The following is a 12516-nucleotide window of genomic DNA, read 5'->3' as shown; positions in this document are numbered from 1 at the left end:
GCCCACAAAGGGCGAGAAGCGGTTGGCGCCGGGCAGCAGTTCACTGAGGGATCGCGCGCTAGAGACCACGAAACACCCACCGCCCGAGGACGACATAGTTGATGACCGGCACGGCAATGCAGGTGAGCAGGATCGGGATTGCGGCAGGGACGCCGAGCATCTGGGTCAAAAGCCCCGGCAGGGCGATCGCGACGGCGAGGCCGGAAGCGGTGAGCAGGAGGAAGCGGGGCAATTCCATAGCGTGGCTGCCGCCCGAGGTGAACGTGAAATATTTATGCCCGGTGTAGGAGAACAGCGCGGCGACGGCGTAGGCCGCAAACGATGTGAGCGCCGCCGGCAGGGCCGCCGTTGCCTGTCCACGCGACAGCAGAAAAGCGCAAACGGCGTAGATCAGCGTCGACGCGATGCCAATCAGCGCAAAGCGCGATAGTCGACGATACGAGCCGGTGCCCATGACGCGGTCAAGCTGCCAATTTCTCGTCGAGGCGAGCGGTTTCGACGGCGCTGTCCTCGCGGAATACCGCCAGCAGCGAAACCCCGAAGGGCAAGCTTGCATTTGGTATGATGCGGCCTTCCGCCGAAAAGACTGCCTTCATCGCCGCATTCAGTGGTTTTGGCGGCGTGGCATGGCCGGCTGGCAAGGCCGACTTGCGCAACCTGTCCACCAGTCGTGCCAGCGCCGCTACCGGGAAGAGCGCGGCATTTGTGTAGCTCAGCCGGTCGATCGCGAAACCAGCCCTTTCGATTCGTTCACGCAGCAGATTGCGTGAATAGCGCCGCATATGATGCAGCCCCACATCATGCGTGCTCCACAACCATTGGTGTGCGGGCACAGTGAGGACGACGCTGCCGCCCGGTTTCAGCACTTGGCGGATCGCGGCAAGCGACGCCTCGTCTTCGGCGACATGCTCCAGCACGTCGAACAGGCAGACGAGGTCGCAGCTTTGCGGCGCGACAGGAATGTTGTCCGGCAGATGTCCGGCGAGGAAGTCGCGGCCGGTCTTTTCCCAGGCAATCCTGCGCGCGAGATCGCTCATCTCGACTGCCGTCACTGCGCCGAACTGCTCCAGCATCCGGATGTTGCCGCCGGTGCCGGCGCCGATCTCGACGATGCGCGCGTTTTCAGGCAGGCCGATGCTGCGAATGACCGCCTCGGCGATGGCGCGACGCCCGCAGAACCACCAATGCTCGTCTTCGGTGGCGGCCATCTGTCGGTAGGCGTCGATCTCCATCAGCTCATTCCCTCATATTTGCGGCGCACGATGTAGATCGGACGCTGCTTGATCTCGGCGTAGACCCTGCCGAGGTATTGTCCGATGATGCCGATGCCGAGTAACTGGATGCCGCCAAGGAAAAGAACACTGACCAGCAGGGAGGCGTAGCCGGGCACATCAACGCCAAAGATCATTGTCTTGGCGACGATCAGCAGGCCGTAGAGGAACGACAGCGCGGAAATCGTCGCGCCGACATAGGTCCAGATTTCAAGCGGAGCGGTGGAGAAGCTGGTGATGCCTTCGAGCGCGAAGTTCCACAGCTTCCAGCCGGAGAATTTCGACTGGCCGGCGATGCGCTGATCGCGGACATATTCGACGCTTGCGGTGCGGAACCCGACCCAGGCGAACAGGCCCTTCATGAAACGACGGCGTTCGGGCAAAGACCGCAGCGCCTGGATGACCTGGCGGTCGATCAAACGGAAGTCGCCGACATCGTGCGGGATCTTCTGCTGCGCGATCCAGTTGTGAACGCGGTAGAACATCGAGGCGGAGCGCTGCTTGAGAAAGCTGTCGCTCGACCGATTGGCTCGCTTGGCCAGAACAACCTCAAAACCCTCGCGCCACTTTTCCACAAGCAGCGGAATGACATGCGGCGGATCCTGCATATCGACATCCATCGGAATCGCTGCATCGGCATCGCAGCTGTCGAGCCCCGCGGTCATCGCGGCTTCCTTGCCGAAATTGCGTGAAAGGTCGATTACGTGGATGCGTGGATCGGTTTGTTGGGCTTCGATCAGCTTTTCGAGCGTCGTATCGCTGCTGCCGTCGTTGACGAAGATGAACTCGAGGGCAACGCCTTTGTCCTTCAGCGGCGCGGTGCTTTCGCATACCGCCTTCAGGAATGGAGCAATTGCGCCTTCCTCATTGTGGACAGGCACGATCAGGGCAATCGTTGCGCCGCCGCTGCCCGGACGTGCGATGCGGTCAGCTGCCGGCTGATCGATGTTTAGGAATGGCGCATTCATTTGTTTGCCGAGCCCGCAGATCAGGCCCGACAATAGAAAGACTGGGTTAAGATGACTTTAAGGAATGTCCCGGGATTTCACAGTTTCCTAAGCGCCACTTCCTCGACCAGATGGTTGGCGCCCTTGCGCAGGATGAGATCGGCACGGGCGCGGGTCGGCAATATATTCTCGCGCAGATTCTTCAGGTTGATGTTGGTCCACAGGCCCTCGGCGATGGCGCGGGCCGCATCCTCGGAAAGTTGCGAATAGCGGTGGAAGAAGGAGGCCGGGTCGCGGAAGGCGGTTTCGCGCAGCCGCATGAAGCGGGCGATATACCAGTGATGGATCAGCGCCTCCTCGGCATCGATATAGATGGCGAAGTCGAAGAAATCCGACAGGAAAGGCACGATCTTGCCGTCCTTGGGCAGCTTGCCCGGCTGCAGGACATTAATGCCTTCGAAGATCAGGATGTCGGGCCGGTCGATGGTCTGGAACTCGCCCGGAATGACGTCATAGGTCAGGTGCGAATAGACCGGCGCGCGGACGTTGCGCTGCGCCGATTTGATGCCAGACAGGAAGCGCAGCAGCGCGCCGACGTCGTAGCTGTCCGGAAAGCCCTTGCGCTCCATCAAATTGTTGCGGCGCAGGATTTCGTTCGGCAGCAGGAAACCGTCGGTGGTGACCAGGTCGACCTTGGGACTCGACGGCCAGCGCGCCAGCAGCTCCTTTAGCACGCGCGCCGTGGTCGATTTGCCGACCGCCACGGAACCTGCAATGCCGATGATGAACGGTGTCTTGGCCGCGTCCAGCGCGTTGAAGAAGGCCTGGCGTTGCCTGAACAGGAGTTGACTGGCTTCGACATGAGCCGACAACAGCCGTGACATCGAAAGATAGATGCGCTCGACCTCGTGGAGATCGACCGGATCGTTCAGCGACCGCAGACGACGGACCTCGTCCTCGGTGAGCGTCATCGGCGTATCGGCGCGGAACCGCGACCATTGCTCGGCCGAGAAGAAACGATAGGGTGAATACTTCTCGGTAGGAGCGAGCTGGTCCATCGAGTTCCTCCGCAGCGATCAGCCCCGGTCCAGCCGAGACGCCTTTTCGGCGATGCCCGAACGACCGGTGCGGCGTTCAAGCTCGTTGAGCACATCGCTCAGCGGAATGTCCGCTATGCCGAGAACGACAAGCCAATGATAGATGAGATCGGCGCTTTCCGAAACAAGCGCGTCNGCGGAATGTCCGCTATGCCGAGAACGACAAGCCAATGATAGATGAGATCGGCGCTTTCCGAAACAAGCGCGTCCCGGTCGGCGCTGACGGCTGCGATCACCGTTTCGACCGCCTCTTCGCCGAGTTTCTGCGCTGCCTTGCTCATGCCGCGCTGAAAGAGCTTGGCCGTCCACGAATCCGGATCGCCGGAACGTGCGCGTTCGCCAATAATCTTCTCCAGTTCGGAGAGCGAGAACTCGGTCATGACGGCGTTTACAGCCTCTTCTTAGCCGGAAAGGCTCTAGGACCGATTACCCGGCGAGTCCAGCCGCATCGGCAGTCCGGCCTGAGCCATGTGCAGCTTGGCTTCGGCGATGCTGTAGGTGCCGAAATGGAAGATCGACGCCGCCAGCACCGCGCCGGCATGGCCGTCGCGAATGCCTTCGACAAGGTGGTCGAGCGTGCCGACGCCACCGGAAGCGATGACCGGCACGCGTACGGCATCGGCGACCGCGCGGGTAAGGGCTATGTCGTAGCCGGCCTTGGTGCCGTCGCGGTCCATCGATGTTAGCAGGATCTCGCCGGCGCCGAGATCGACCACTCGCCGAGCGAACTCGACGGCGTCGATGCCGGTCTTCTCGCGGCCGCCATGGGTGAATATCTCCCAGCGATCAGCCTCGCTCGCAGCGGACACTTTCTTGGCATCGATGGCGACGACGATGCACTGGTTGCCGAATTTGTCGGCAGCCTCGGCGACAAAATTTGGGGTCTTCACCGCCGCCGTGTTGATCGACACCTTGTCGGCGCCGGCCAGTAGCAGCTTCCTGATGTCGGCGACCTGACGGACGCCACCGCCAACGGTCAGCGGCATGAAACATTGTTCGGCGGTGCGGGCGATGACATCGAAAATGGTCTCGCGGTTTTCCGACGAGGCGGTGATGTCGAGAAAGCAGAGCTCGTCGGCGCCGGCCGCGTCATAGGCTTTTGCCGCTTCGACGGGATCGCCGGCATCGACCAGGTCGACGAAATTGACGCCCTTGACGACACGGCCGTTCTTGACGTCGAGACAGGGGATGACGCGGGCTTTCAGCATCAGATCCTCTCGATCGCCGCAAGAAAGTCGACAAGCAGCTGGCCGACGACGGGCGGAACTTCGGACTGGGAATCAAAGGCCGGGTCGTAGGCCGAGAGCGTCACGCCGACGATTGGGATTGACCTGGCCAGTCCGCAGGCAAGCTGCCGTAGCTGTTCCGGACTCGGGCCGCCCGGGTGCGCGTAGCGGTTCACCTGCAACACATCCGGATCGAGGACATCCAGGTCGAGATGCAGATGCGCCCGCACAGTCCCTGTCGCCGTGAGCTTTCCGATCATATCGAGTGCACCGGCACATTCGGTGCGCACGATCGGCAAAGTTTCCAGCAGTCGCTTTTCGTCGGGATCGAGGTCGCGGGCATCGACCAGCATGCAGCGCGCCGGGTCTATCGGCCGGAACGCCGGAATTGCTGCCGCCATCGGATGCCAGCAGAGCCCGAGCGTCGCCGCCAGCGCCATGCCGTCGAGAAAGCCGTAGGAGGACGTCTCCGGCGTGTTGAGATCGCCATGCTGGTCGATCCAGATGATCGAATCCGCAACTTCACCGGCGACCGCACCGGCGGCGGCCAGGCAATTTCCAGCAAGGATAATGGGGAAGCGTCCTCCATCGCGGGCGAGGTTAACCCTGGTCGCGACGGCGTTGCAGACGGCGAAGCCGGTTGCAATTTCGCGCCCCTGCTCGTCTCCGACCTTGCCGATATCTTCGACGGCGACGTCATGGCCAGCCACGGTCAGGGCTTCGACCAGCCCACCGCCGATGATGGCGTCCGGCCCCTGGCCGCACCCTTCGTGATAGTGCCCGCTGTCGTAGGGAGCAACGATAATCGAGACCTTCACGTTTCACACCCCTGCCATCGGTTTGCCACGCAGGATCGCCAATGCCTCGGCCGGGTCGATGCGGCCGTCGTAGAGGGCGCGTCCGGAGATCGCGCCTTCGAGCTTGCGGGCATCGGGCAGGGTCATGCGCACGATGTCGGCGATCGAGGCGAGCCCGCCCGAGGCGATAACCGGGATCGACACCGCGTCGGCGAGATCGATGGTGGCGTCCCAGTTGATGCCGGTCAGCACACCGTCGCGGTCGATATCGGTGTAGATGATGGCGGCGACGCCGGCACCCTCGAATTTCCTCGCCAGTTCAATGACGCCGAGGCTCGAGGCTTCAGCCCAGCCTTCGACCGCGACCTTGCCGCCCTTGGCGTCGATGCCGACGGCGATCTTGCCCGGGAATGCCTTGCAGGCCTGCCTGACCAGATCCGGATCGCGCACCGCCACGGTGCCAAGAATGACGCGGGCCAGCCCACGGTCGAGCCAGTCCTCGATCTGCGCCAGGGTGCGGATGCCGCCGCCGAGCTGCACCGGATTGCTCGTCGCCTTCAGGATGGCGCCGACCGCGGCGCTGTTGACGCTCTGGCCCTTGAAGGCGCCGTTGAGGTCGACGACGTGCAACCATTCGAAGCCCTGCTCTGCGAAGGCGCGCGCCTGAGCGGCGGGATCGTCATTGTAGATGGTGGCGGTCGCCATGTCGCCATGCCTGAGGCGCACGCATTTGCCGTCCTTGAGGTCTATCGCCGGAAACAGAAACACCTTCAGGCGCCTTCGACGATGACAAAGTGGCCGGTCGAGCCGGCGAGCCTGTACTTCAAGGCCTCCTGGTATTCAGGCGAGCCGTAGCATTCCAGCGCCTTTTCATAGGATTCGAATTCCACCAGCACGTGGCGATTGCCTGCCGGTCCTTCCGGGCTGGTGTACCGCCCGGCGCGCACCGGGAACTTCGCGCCGTATTTCGCGAAAGCCGCGGCATTGGCCTCGATGTACTGCTTGTAGATCTCGGGATCGTGGACATCGACCATTGCCATCCAATAGCCCTTCTTGCTCATGGTTCAGGGCCTCCAGCCTAGGAAATTGGTGATCAGCGCCAGGCCCAGCGCCTGGCTCTTCTCGGGGTGGAATTGCGTTCCGGCTAGGTTGTCGCGGGCGACAGCGGCCGTTACCGGGCCGCCATAGTCGGCAACCGCCAGCACCTCATCCTCCTTCCGTGCATCGAGATGGTAGGAGTGGACGAAATAGGCGTGCAGTCCCTTGCCACCCGTCGCAATGCCGGAAAACAGCGGATGCTTGCGCTTCAGGTCAATCGTGTTCCAGCCGATCTGCGGGATCTTCAGTGTCGGATCGGCCGGCGTGATCTCCTTGACGTCGCCGGCGACCCAGCCAAAGCCCTTTGTGACGGTCTTTTCCAGGCCTCGCTCCGACATCAGCTGCATGCCGACGCAGATGCCGAGGAACGGCCGAGCCTTGGCGATCGCCACCTCCTCGACCGCTTCCCACATGCCGGCGACCGCACGCAGTCCAGCGGCGCAATCGGCATAGGCACCGACGCCGGGCAGGACGATGCGGTCGGCGGTCCTGACCCGCTCGGCATCGGCGGTGAGTTCGATCGCGGCGGCAATGCCGGCTTCATGCGCAGCACGCTCGAAGGCCTTGGTGGCCGAGCGCAGATTGCCCGACCCGTAATCGATGATCGCCACCCTCATCTCAGGGCTTTCCCGGAATATGGTTCAGCCCCAGCGCCAGGCCCATCTGCGCCGACCGGGCATGTGCTGCGTCTGGGACGATGCGTTGCACCGTCGGTTGTTCATCCGACTGAGCATCGGCTTCCAATGCATAGCGGACGTCTGCGTCGTCGAGCCTGTCGGCCTCGACCACGCCCCATTCATGCCAGCCGCGACGGCGCAGGGCTGCGATCCGCAAGCCCTGCCCTTCCAGTCCGACAAAGAGCATGACAAGCAGGGATAAAAGCGAGCCGGCTGTTTCCAGGTCCAGCCTTTCGCCCAGCATCGAGAGCAGGCCCATGGCGACAAACGCCAATGCCGCCTCGACCCACAGCCGGTGCCAGGCCAGCCACAGCGGCGGCACTAGGAAGCCGAGCCAGGCAAAGCCGTCACGGATAAAGGTAGTGTCCACGCTTTCGCTGCGGCCTGGCGGCTCCATTACGACATAGATGGCCATGGCGTTACCCTTTCAGGGATCCCTTGGTGGAGGGAACCGCGTCCGGCTGGCGCAGGTCGCGCTCAAGTGCCGAACGCAACACACGCGCCACGGCCTTGAAGCAGGTCTCGGCGACGTGGTGGTTGTTGGCGCCGTAATGATTGGTGACATGCAGCGTGATGCCGGCATTCTGCGCCAGCGCGTGGAAGAATTCGCGCACCAGCTCGGTGTCGAACGTACCGATCTTCGGCGACGAGAATGAAACATTCCAGACCAGAAAAGGCCGGCCGGAGACATCGATTGCCGCCCGCGTCAGTGTCTCGTCCATGGCGAGATCGATCGAGGCGTAGCGCATGATGCCGCGCCGCTCGCCCAATGCCTTGGCCAGCGCCTGGCCGAGCGCAATGCCCGTATCCTCGACCGTGTGGTGGTCGTCTATGTGCAGGTCGCCCTTGGCCTTCACGGTCATGTCGATCAGCGAATGGCGCGACAACTGGTCCAGCATATGGTCGAAGAAGCCGACGCCCGTCGAAATGTCGGATTTGCCCGAGCCGTCGACCTGAACCGATACGGCGATGTCGGTTTCCCTGGTCTTGCGGCTTATCTCGGCGGAACGGGGCGCCATGACCTCATCCTTGTCTCAGATTTTGCACGATTCAGGCGTTCACATGCCTGAAAACGAAAGCCTTCTAGCAGCATGATCCGGCGATTGCCAGTTACCGCTGCGGAGCACAGTCCGGCCCGGCGGATGGCCGGTTTGCAATCGTCCGGCCTATGCATACATATGGCCGATCAAGTCACTCGTAACGCGCCGATCGCCTCGATGGGATCGGTGCTTATCGGAGCAGAAAATGTCGAATGAACTGACCATGCATGCCACGACCATCCTGACCGTGCGCAAGGGCGGCAAGGTGGTGATCGCCGGCGACGGCCAGGTCAGCCTCGGCCAGACGATCATGAAAGGCAACGCCAAGAAGGTGCGCCGCATCGGCAAGGGCGGCAACGTCATTGCCGGTTTCGCCGGCGCCACCGCCGATGCCTTCACTCTGCTCGAGCGGCTTGAAGCCAAGCTCGAACAATATCCCGACCAGCTGACACGCGCCTGCGTCGAGCTTGCCAAGGACTGGCGCACCGACCGCTATTTGCGGCGGCTGGAAGCGATGATGCTGGTGGCCGACAAGTCGGTGTCGCTGGCGCTGACCGGCACCGGCGACGTGCTGGAGCCCGAATTTGGCGTCATGGCCATCGGCTCGGGCGGCAATTACGCGCTGGCAGCGGCACGCGCGCTGGTGGACAGCGACAAGGGCGCAGAGGAGATCGCCCGCAAGGCGATGCAGATCGCGTCAGACATTTGCGTCTACACCAACAACAACTTCGTCGTCGAAACCCTCGATGCCGCCTGAGCGGAGCCTCCGCTATGGTTTTCGGCCGGTGACCCAGAGGGACCTGCCGATGATCGCCGGCTGGCTTGCCGAGCCGCATGTCGCCAAATGGTGGAACGACCCAGAGACCGAGATTGCGGAGATCCGCGAGCATATCGACAGCATTTCGGTCGAGCCGCTGATTATCGAGCTCGACGGAAAGCCCATCGGCTATTTGCAGGGCTACGATCCGCATCTGGAGGACGGCCATCCCTATAGCGACCAGCCGTTCGGCACGCTCGGCATCGATCTGTCGATCGGCGTGCCGGAGCTTGTCGGGGTCGGCCACGGCTCGGCGATCGTCCGGCAGTTCGTCGAGCAGCTTTTCGAGGAAGGTACGCCGCGCGTCATCATCGACCCGGACCCCGCCAATGCACGGGCTATCCGTGCCTATGAAAAGGCCGGTTTCACGGCTATCGATCGCAGGAAGTCGGAATATGGCGATGCCGTGCTGATGGCGATTGATGCCCCAGAGGGTGATGCCGGACAGGGTGACGCAGAAGAGGGGCAATAGCAGCATGAGCGTATCCAGCGACAAAACCGTCTCGGCCTACTACGACAGTTGGCGAATGGGGCTTCTGCTGGTTCTCGGCCTGGTCATCTTCCAGGCCGGGGTTCTTTACGGCATGGGGCGGACGCCGATCTGTACCTGCGGCTATGTCAAGCTGTGGCACGGCATCGTGCAAAGCTCGGAGAATTCCCAGCATATTTCCGACTGGTACAGCTTCTCGCACATCATTCACGGTTTCCTGTTCTATGCGCTGGCGTGGTTCCTTTTCCCGCGCTCGCCGATCGGGCTCAGGCTGGCCTTTGCGGTGGTTATAGAGGGCGGCTGGGAGCTGCTCGAGAACAGCCCTTTCATCATCGATCGCTATCGCGCCGGCACGATCTCGCTCGACTATTATGGCGACAGCATCATCAATTCGGTGTCGGACACGCTGGCCATGGTGCTGGGGTTTGTCATGGCGCGAAGGCTTCCTATATGGGTGGTCGTAACCCTCGCCCTCATCTTCGAATTCGGTGTCGGCTATCTCATCCGGGACAATCTGACACTCAACGTGATCATGCTGCTGCATCCGTTCGAGTCCATTCGGCAGTGGCAAAGTGGAATTTAGTGACATGAGCACCTTCTCTCCTCGCGAAATCGTTTCGGAACTCGACCGCTTCATCATCGGCCAGAAAGACGCCAAGCGTGCCGTGGCGATTGCCTTGCGCAACCGCTGGCGCCGCCAGCAGCTCGAGGGCCAGATGCGCGAAGAGGTGATGCCGAAGAATATCCTGATGATCGGCCCGACCGGCGTCGGCAAGACCGAGATTTCGCGCCGCCTGGCACGCCTTGCCGGTGCGCCTTTCGTTAAGGTCGAAGCCACCAAGTTCACCGAGGTCGGTTATGTCGGCCGCGATGTCGAGCAGATCATCCGCGACCTGGTCGAGATCGCCATCGGGCTGGTTCGCGAGAAGATGCGCGAGGACGTCAAGGCGCGTGCCCACATCAACGCCGAGGAACGGGTGCTCGAAGCGCTTGTCGGCAAGACGGCGAGCCCGGCCACCCGTGACAGTTTCCGCAAGAAGCTGCGCGACGGCGAGCTCGACGACAAGGAGATTGAGATCGAAGTGGCCGATACCGGCAATGGCGGCATGCCCGGCTTCGAGATCCCCGGCATGCCGGGCGCCAATATCGGCGTGCTCAACATCAACGACATGCTGTCGAAGGCAATGGGCGGCCAGAAGACCAAGATGCGCAAGACGACCGTCAAGGAGTCCTACGGGCTGTTGATCAGCGACGAGTCCGACAAGCTGCTCGACCAGGACGAGGTGGTGCGCAGGGCACTCGAATCGACCGAGAACGACGGCATTGTCTTCCTTGACGAGATCGACAAGATCGCCTCGCGCGAAGGCGGCATCGGTGCCGGTGTTTCGCGTGAAGGTGTGCAGCGCGACCTGCTGCCGCTGGTCGAAGGCACCACGGTTGCGACCAAATACGGACCGGTGAAGACCGACCACATCCTGTTCATCGCCTCGGGTGCGTTCCACGTCGCCAAGCCCTCCGATCTGCTGCCGGAATTGCAGGGCCGCCTGCCGATCCGCGTCGAGCTGCGGGCGCTGGAGAAGGGCGATTTCGTCCGCATCCTCACCGAGACCGAAGCCAGCCTGATCAAGCAGTATATTGCGCTGATGAAGACCGAAGGCGTCGATCTGGTCTTCACCGACGACGCCATCGATTCGTTGGCCGGCATCGCCGTGGACCTCAACGCCAGCGTCGAGAATATTGGCGCCAGGCGGCTGCAGACGGTGATGGAACGGGTGCTGGACGATATCTCCTATGACGCGCCGGACCGCAACGGCACCTCGGTGACCATCGATGCCGCCTATGTCGAGAAGCATGTCGGCGACCTCTCCAGAAACACGGACTTGTCGCGTTTCATCCTGTAGGAGACGCTTCATTCTCGCAGAGGGTCGGGGAATTGCTCCCGGCCTCCCCAATTTGGCCCAGCATTCCCGATGTGTGGCCAAATGGAAGCATCCGGCAAGCTTTCGTCCCGTCGGGTGCAGGCGTCTCTCGACTCCCGGTGGAGCATTACCTAGTTTGCCGGCGACTATTTGGGCGGCGGCGCATGAAAAAACTGATCCTCGTCATTTTGGGGCTGACGCTGGCGGCAGCCATGTTCGCCGCGCAAGCGGCAACGATGGTGCCGCCGGGCAACCGCAACACCGAGCAGCCCGACATACCGGGCGCTTCGAGCCGGCGCACCCAGGCGACCAACACTACCTTCCAGGCGAAATACCGCAAAGTCTTTGCGCTGCTCCAGAACGATGCCGAGCTGCGCGGCAAGATCAAGCAGGCAGCCGCGGCCTATGGCATCGACCCAATGCATATCGTCGGCGCCATCGTCGGCGAGCACACCTACAATGTCGATGCCTACGACCGGCTGCAGACCTACTACGTCAAGGCGATTTCGTATCTGTCGAGCAAGCTCTCCTTTGCCTATGATGGCGAGGACATCTCCGATTTCGTGCAGCGGCCGCAATTTGCGAAATGCGCAGGGAAGTCCGACAGCTACGATCTGTGGGAGTGCCGCGAACAGGTGTGGAACCGGTCGTTCCGCGGCAAGACCGTCGACGGCGAGAGCTTTCCCAACGACCGCTTAGGCGCCACTTTCTTCCAGCCTTATTATGCCGGCCAGACTTTTGGCCTTGGCCAGCTCAATCCGCTGACGGCGCTGCAAATGAGCGACCTCGTGCACAAGGTTTCCGGCCTGCCGGAACTCGACGTCGGCGATCCCAACGCGGTCTACAAGACCATCATGGATCCTGACCTGACACTGCCTTATGTCGCAGCAACAATCCGGAAATCGATCGACGCCTATAGAAGCATTGCCGGCTTCGACATCTCAGGCAATCCCGGCATCACGTCGACGCTCTACAATGTCGGCAACCCCGAACAGCGCGCCTATGCGCTGAAGGCCGAGAACGACAAGCGCCGCGCTGCGGGCGAGCCGGAAAAACTGCCCGAGGAAAATTACTATGGCTGGCTGGTCAACGACAAGCTGCCGGAGCTGAAGGCGCTGTTCTAGCCGAACGCGCTCG

General features: G+C 62.1%; 16 protein-coding genes and 1 pseudogene. 5 read left to right on the top strand and 12 right to left on the bottom strand.

The genetic code is table 11. The features are described from left to right. Window positions 1-58: 58 nt before the first annotated feature. From X773_RS57970 to hisB, 12 genes and pseudogenes are all read right to left on the bottom strand, one after another. Window positions 59-454 carry a GtrA family protein gene (locus tag X773_RS57970; protein ID WP_023677541.1) on the bottom strand — a complete coding sequence of 132 codons (396 nt, stop codon included), beginning with the start codon at window positions 452-454 and terminating at the stop codon, window positions 59-61. Between the two features lie 7 nt (window positions 455-461). Further along, window positions 462-1232, bottom strand: coding sequence for a class I SAM-dependent methyltransferase (locus X773_RS57965; protein ID WP_023677540.1), 771 nt, complete (start codon window positions 1230-1232; stop codon window positions 462-464). Further along, window positions 1232-2239 (bottom strand): glycosyltransferase family 2 protein, encoded by a 1008-nt coding sequence (locus tag X773_RS57960; protein ID WP_051406152.1) that lies wholly within the window; start codon window positions 2237-2239, stop codon window positions 1232-1234. The genes X773_RS57965 and X773_RS57960 overlap by 1 nt, the downstream gene beginning before the upstream one ends. 77 nt (window positions 2240-2316) lie before the next feature. Next, window positions 2317-3276, bottom strand: a complete 960-nt coding sequence (gene coaA, locus X773_RS57955) for a type I pantothenate kinase (protein ID WP_023677538.1) — start codon at window positions 3274-3276, stop codon at window positions 2317-2319. An 18-nt stretch (window positions 3277-3294) separates the two neighbouring features. Further along, window positions 3295-3695 (bottom strand): annotated as a pseudogene (gene hisE / locus X773_RS0138110) (phosphoribosyl-ATP diphosphatase). A 36-nt stretch (window positions 3696-3731) separates the two neighbouring features. Beyond that, window positions 3732-4526 (bottom strand): imidazole glycerol phosphate synthase subunit HisF, encoded by a 795-nt coding sequence (gene hisF / locus X773_RS57950; RefSeq protein WP_023677537.1) that lies wholly within the window; start codon window positions 4524-4526, stop codon window positions 3732-3734. Then, window positions 4523-5359 (bottom strand): arginase family protein, encoded by an 837-nt coding sequence (locus X773_RS57945; protein ID WP_023677536.1) that lies wholly within the window; start codon window positions 5357-5359, stop codon window positions 4523-4525. Before X773_RS57945 ends, hisF begins: the two co-directional genes overlap by 4 nt. A gap of 3 nt (window positions 5360-5362) precedes the next feature. Next, entirely contained in the window at window positions 5363-6106 is a 744-nt protein-coding gene (gene hisA / locus X773_RS57940; RefSeq protein WP_023677535.1) for a 1-(5-phosphoribosyl)-5-[(5-phosphoribosylamino)methylideneamino]imidazole-4-carboxamide isomerase, read from the bottom strand. 2 nt (window positions 6107-6108) lie between these two features. Then, window positions 6109-6399: a DUF1330 domain-containing protein gene (locus X773_RS57935; RefSeq protein WP_023677534.1), complete on the bottom strand. Its 291-nt coding sequence runs from the start codon at window positions 6397-6399 to the stop codon at window positions 6109-6111. Window positions 6400-6402: 3 nt separating this feature from the next. Next, window positions 6403-7053, bottom strand: coding sequence for an imidazole glycerol phosphate synthase subunit HisH (gene hisH, locus X773_RS57930; RefSeq protein WP_023677533.1), 651 nt, complete (start codon window positions 7051-7053; stop codon window positions 6403-6405). Window position 7054: 1 nt separating this feature from the next. Then, a complete protein-coding gene (locus X773_RS57925) occupies window positions 7055-7528 on the bottom strand; it encodes a DUF2628 domain-containing protein (protein WP_023677532.1) in 474 nt (157 codons plus the stop codon). Window positions 7529-7532: 4 nt separating this feature from the next. After that, on the bottom strand, window positions 7533-8132 hold the full coding sequence (gene hisB, locus X773_RS57920; RefSeq protein WP_023677531.1) for an imidazoleglycerol-phosphate dehydratase HisB: 600 nt from the start codon (window positions 8130-8132) through the stop codon (window positions 7533-7535). Between the two features lie 226 nt (window positions 8133-8358). Here hisB and hslV point away from each other — a divergent pair, with 226 nt between their 5' ends. From hslV to X773_RS57895, 5 genes are all read left to right on the top strand, one after another. Continuing rightward, window positions 8359-8910, top strand: a complete 552-nt coding sequence (gene hslV / locus X773_RS57915) for an ATP-dependent protease subunit HslV (RefSeq protein WP_023677530.1) — start codon at window positions 8359-8361, stop codon at window positions 8908-8910. After that, on the top strand, window positions 8900-9442 hold the full coding sequence (locus tag X773_RS57910; protein WP_023677529.1) for a GNAT family N-acetyltransferase: 543 nt from the start codon (window positions 8900-8902) through the stop codon (window positions 9440-9442). Before hslV ends, X773_RS57910 begins: the two co-directional genes overlap by 11 nt. 4 nt (window positions 9443-9446) lie before the next feature. Beyond that, on the top strand, window positions 9447-10043 hold the full coding sequence (locus tag X773_RS57905) for a DUF2585 domain-containing protein (protein WP_023677528.1): 597 nt from the start codon (window positions 9447-9449) through the stop codon (window positions 10041-10043). Between the two features lie 4 nt (window positions 10044-10047). After that, window positions 10048-11361 carry an ATP-dependent protease ATPase subunit HslU gene (gene hslU / locus X773_RS57900; RefSeq protein ID WP_023677527.1) on the top strand — a complete coding sequence of 438 codons (1314 nt, stop codon included), beginning with the start codon at window positions 10048-10050 and terminating at the stop codon, window positions 11359-11361. Window positions 11362-11543: 182 nt separating this feature from the next. Beyond that, a complete protein-coding gene (locus X773_RS57895; RefSeq protein ID WP_023677526.1) occupies window positions 11544-12503 on the top strand; it encodes a DUF1402 family protein in 960 nt (319 codons plus the stop codon). The last annotated feature ends 13 nt before the right edge of the window (window positions 12504-12516 follow it).

The sequence above is a fragment of the Mesorhizobium sp. LSJC280B00 genome, from assembly GCF_000502835.1.
Classification (GTDB): domain Bacteria; phylum Pseudomonadota; class Alphaproteobacteria; order Rhizobiales; family Rhizobiaceae; genus Mesorhizobium.
The sequence above is the reverse complement of the archived record's forward strand: the minus strand, read 5'-3'. Positions and strand labels throughout refer to the sequence as shown.

Excerpts from the sequence above, each read along its gene's own strand:
- X773_RS57905 (WP_023677528.1), top strand. The coding sequence starts at position 9,447 with ATGAGCGTATCCAGCGACAAAACCGTCTCGGCCTACTACGACAGTTGG.
- hisB (WP_023677531.1), bottom strand. The coding sequence starts at position 8,132 with ATGGCGCCCCGTTCCGCCGAGATAAGCCGCAAGACCAGGGAAACCGAC.
- X773_RS57895 (WP_023677526.1), top strand. The coding sequence starts at position 11,544 with ATGAAAAAACTGATCCTCGTCATTTTGGGGCTGACGCTGGCGGCAGCC.
- hslV (WP_023677530.1), top strand. The coding sequence starts at position 8,359 with ATGTCGAATGAACTGACCATGCATGCCACGACCATCCTGACCGTGCGC.
- X773_RS57960 (WP_051406152.1), bottom strand. The coding sequence starts at position 2,239 with ATGAATGCGCCATTCCTAAACATCGATCAGCCGGCAGCTGACCGCATC.
- X773_RS57965 (WP_023677540.1), bottom strand. The coding sequence starts at position 1,232 with ATGGAGATCGACGCCTACCGACAGATGGCCGCCACCGAAGACGAGCAT.
- X773_RS57925 (WP_023677532.1), bottom strand. The coding sequence starts at position 7,528 with ATGGCCATCTATGTCGTAATGGAGCCGCCAGGCCGCAGCGAAAGCGTG.
- coaA (WP_023677538.1), bottom strand. The coding sequence starts at position 3,276 with ATGGACCAGCTCGCTCCTACCGAGAAGTATTCACCCTATCGTTTCTTC.
- X773_RS57910 (WP_023677529.1), top strand. The coding sequence starts at position 8,900 with ATGCCGCCTGAGCGGAGCCTCCGCTATGGTTTTCGGCCGGTGACCCAG.
- hslU (WP_023677527.1), top strand. The coding sequence starts at position 10,048 with ATGAGCACCTTCTCTCCTCGCGAAATCGTTTCGGAACTCGACCGCTTC.
- hisH (WP_023677533.1), bottom strand. The coding sequence starts at position 7,053 with ATGAGGGTGGCGATCATCGATTACGGGTCGGGCAATCTGCGCTCGGCC.
- X773_RS57935 (WP_023677534.1), bottom strand. The coding sequence starts at position 6,399 with ATGAGCAAGAAGGGCTATTGGATGGCAATGGTCGATGTCCACGATCCC.
- X773_RS57970 (WP_023677541.1), bottom strand. The coding sequence starts at position 454 with ATGGGCACCGGCTCGTATCGTCGACTATCGCGCTTTGCGCTGATTGGC.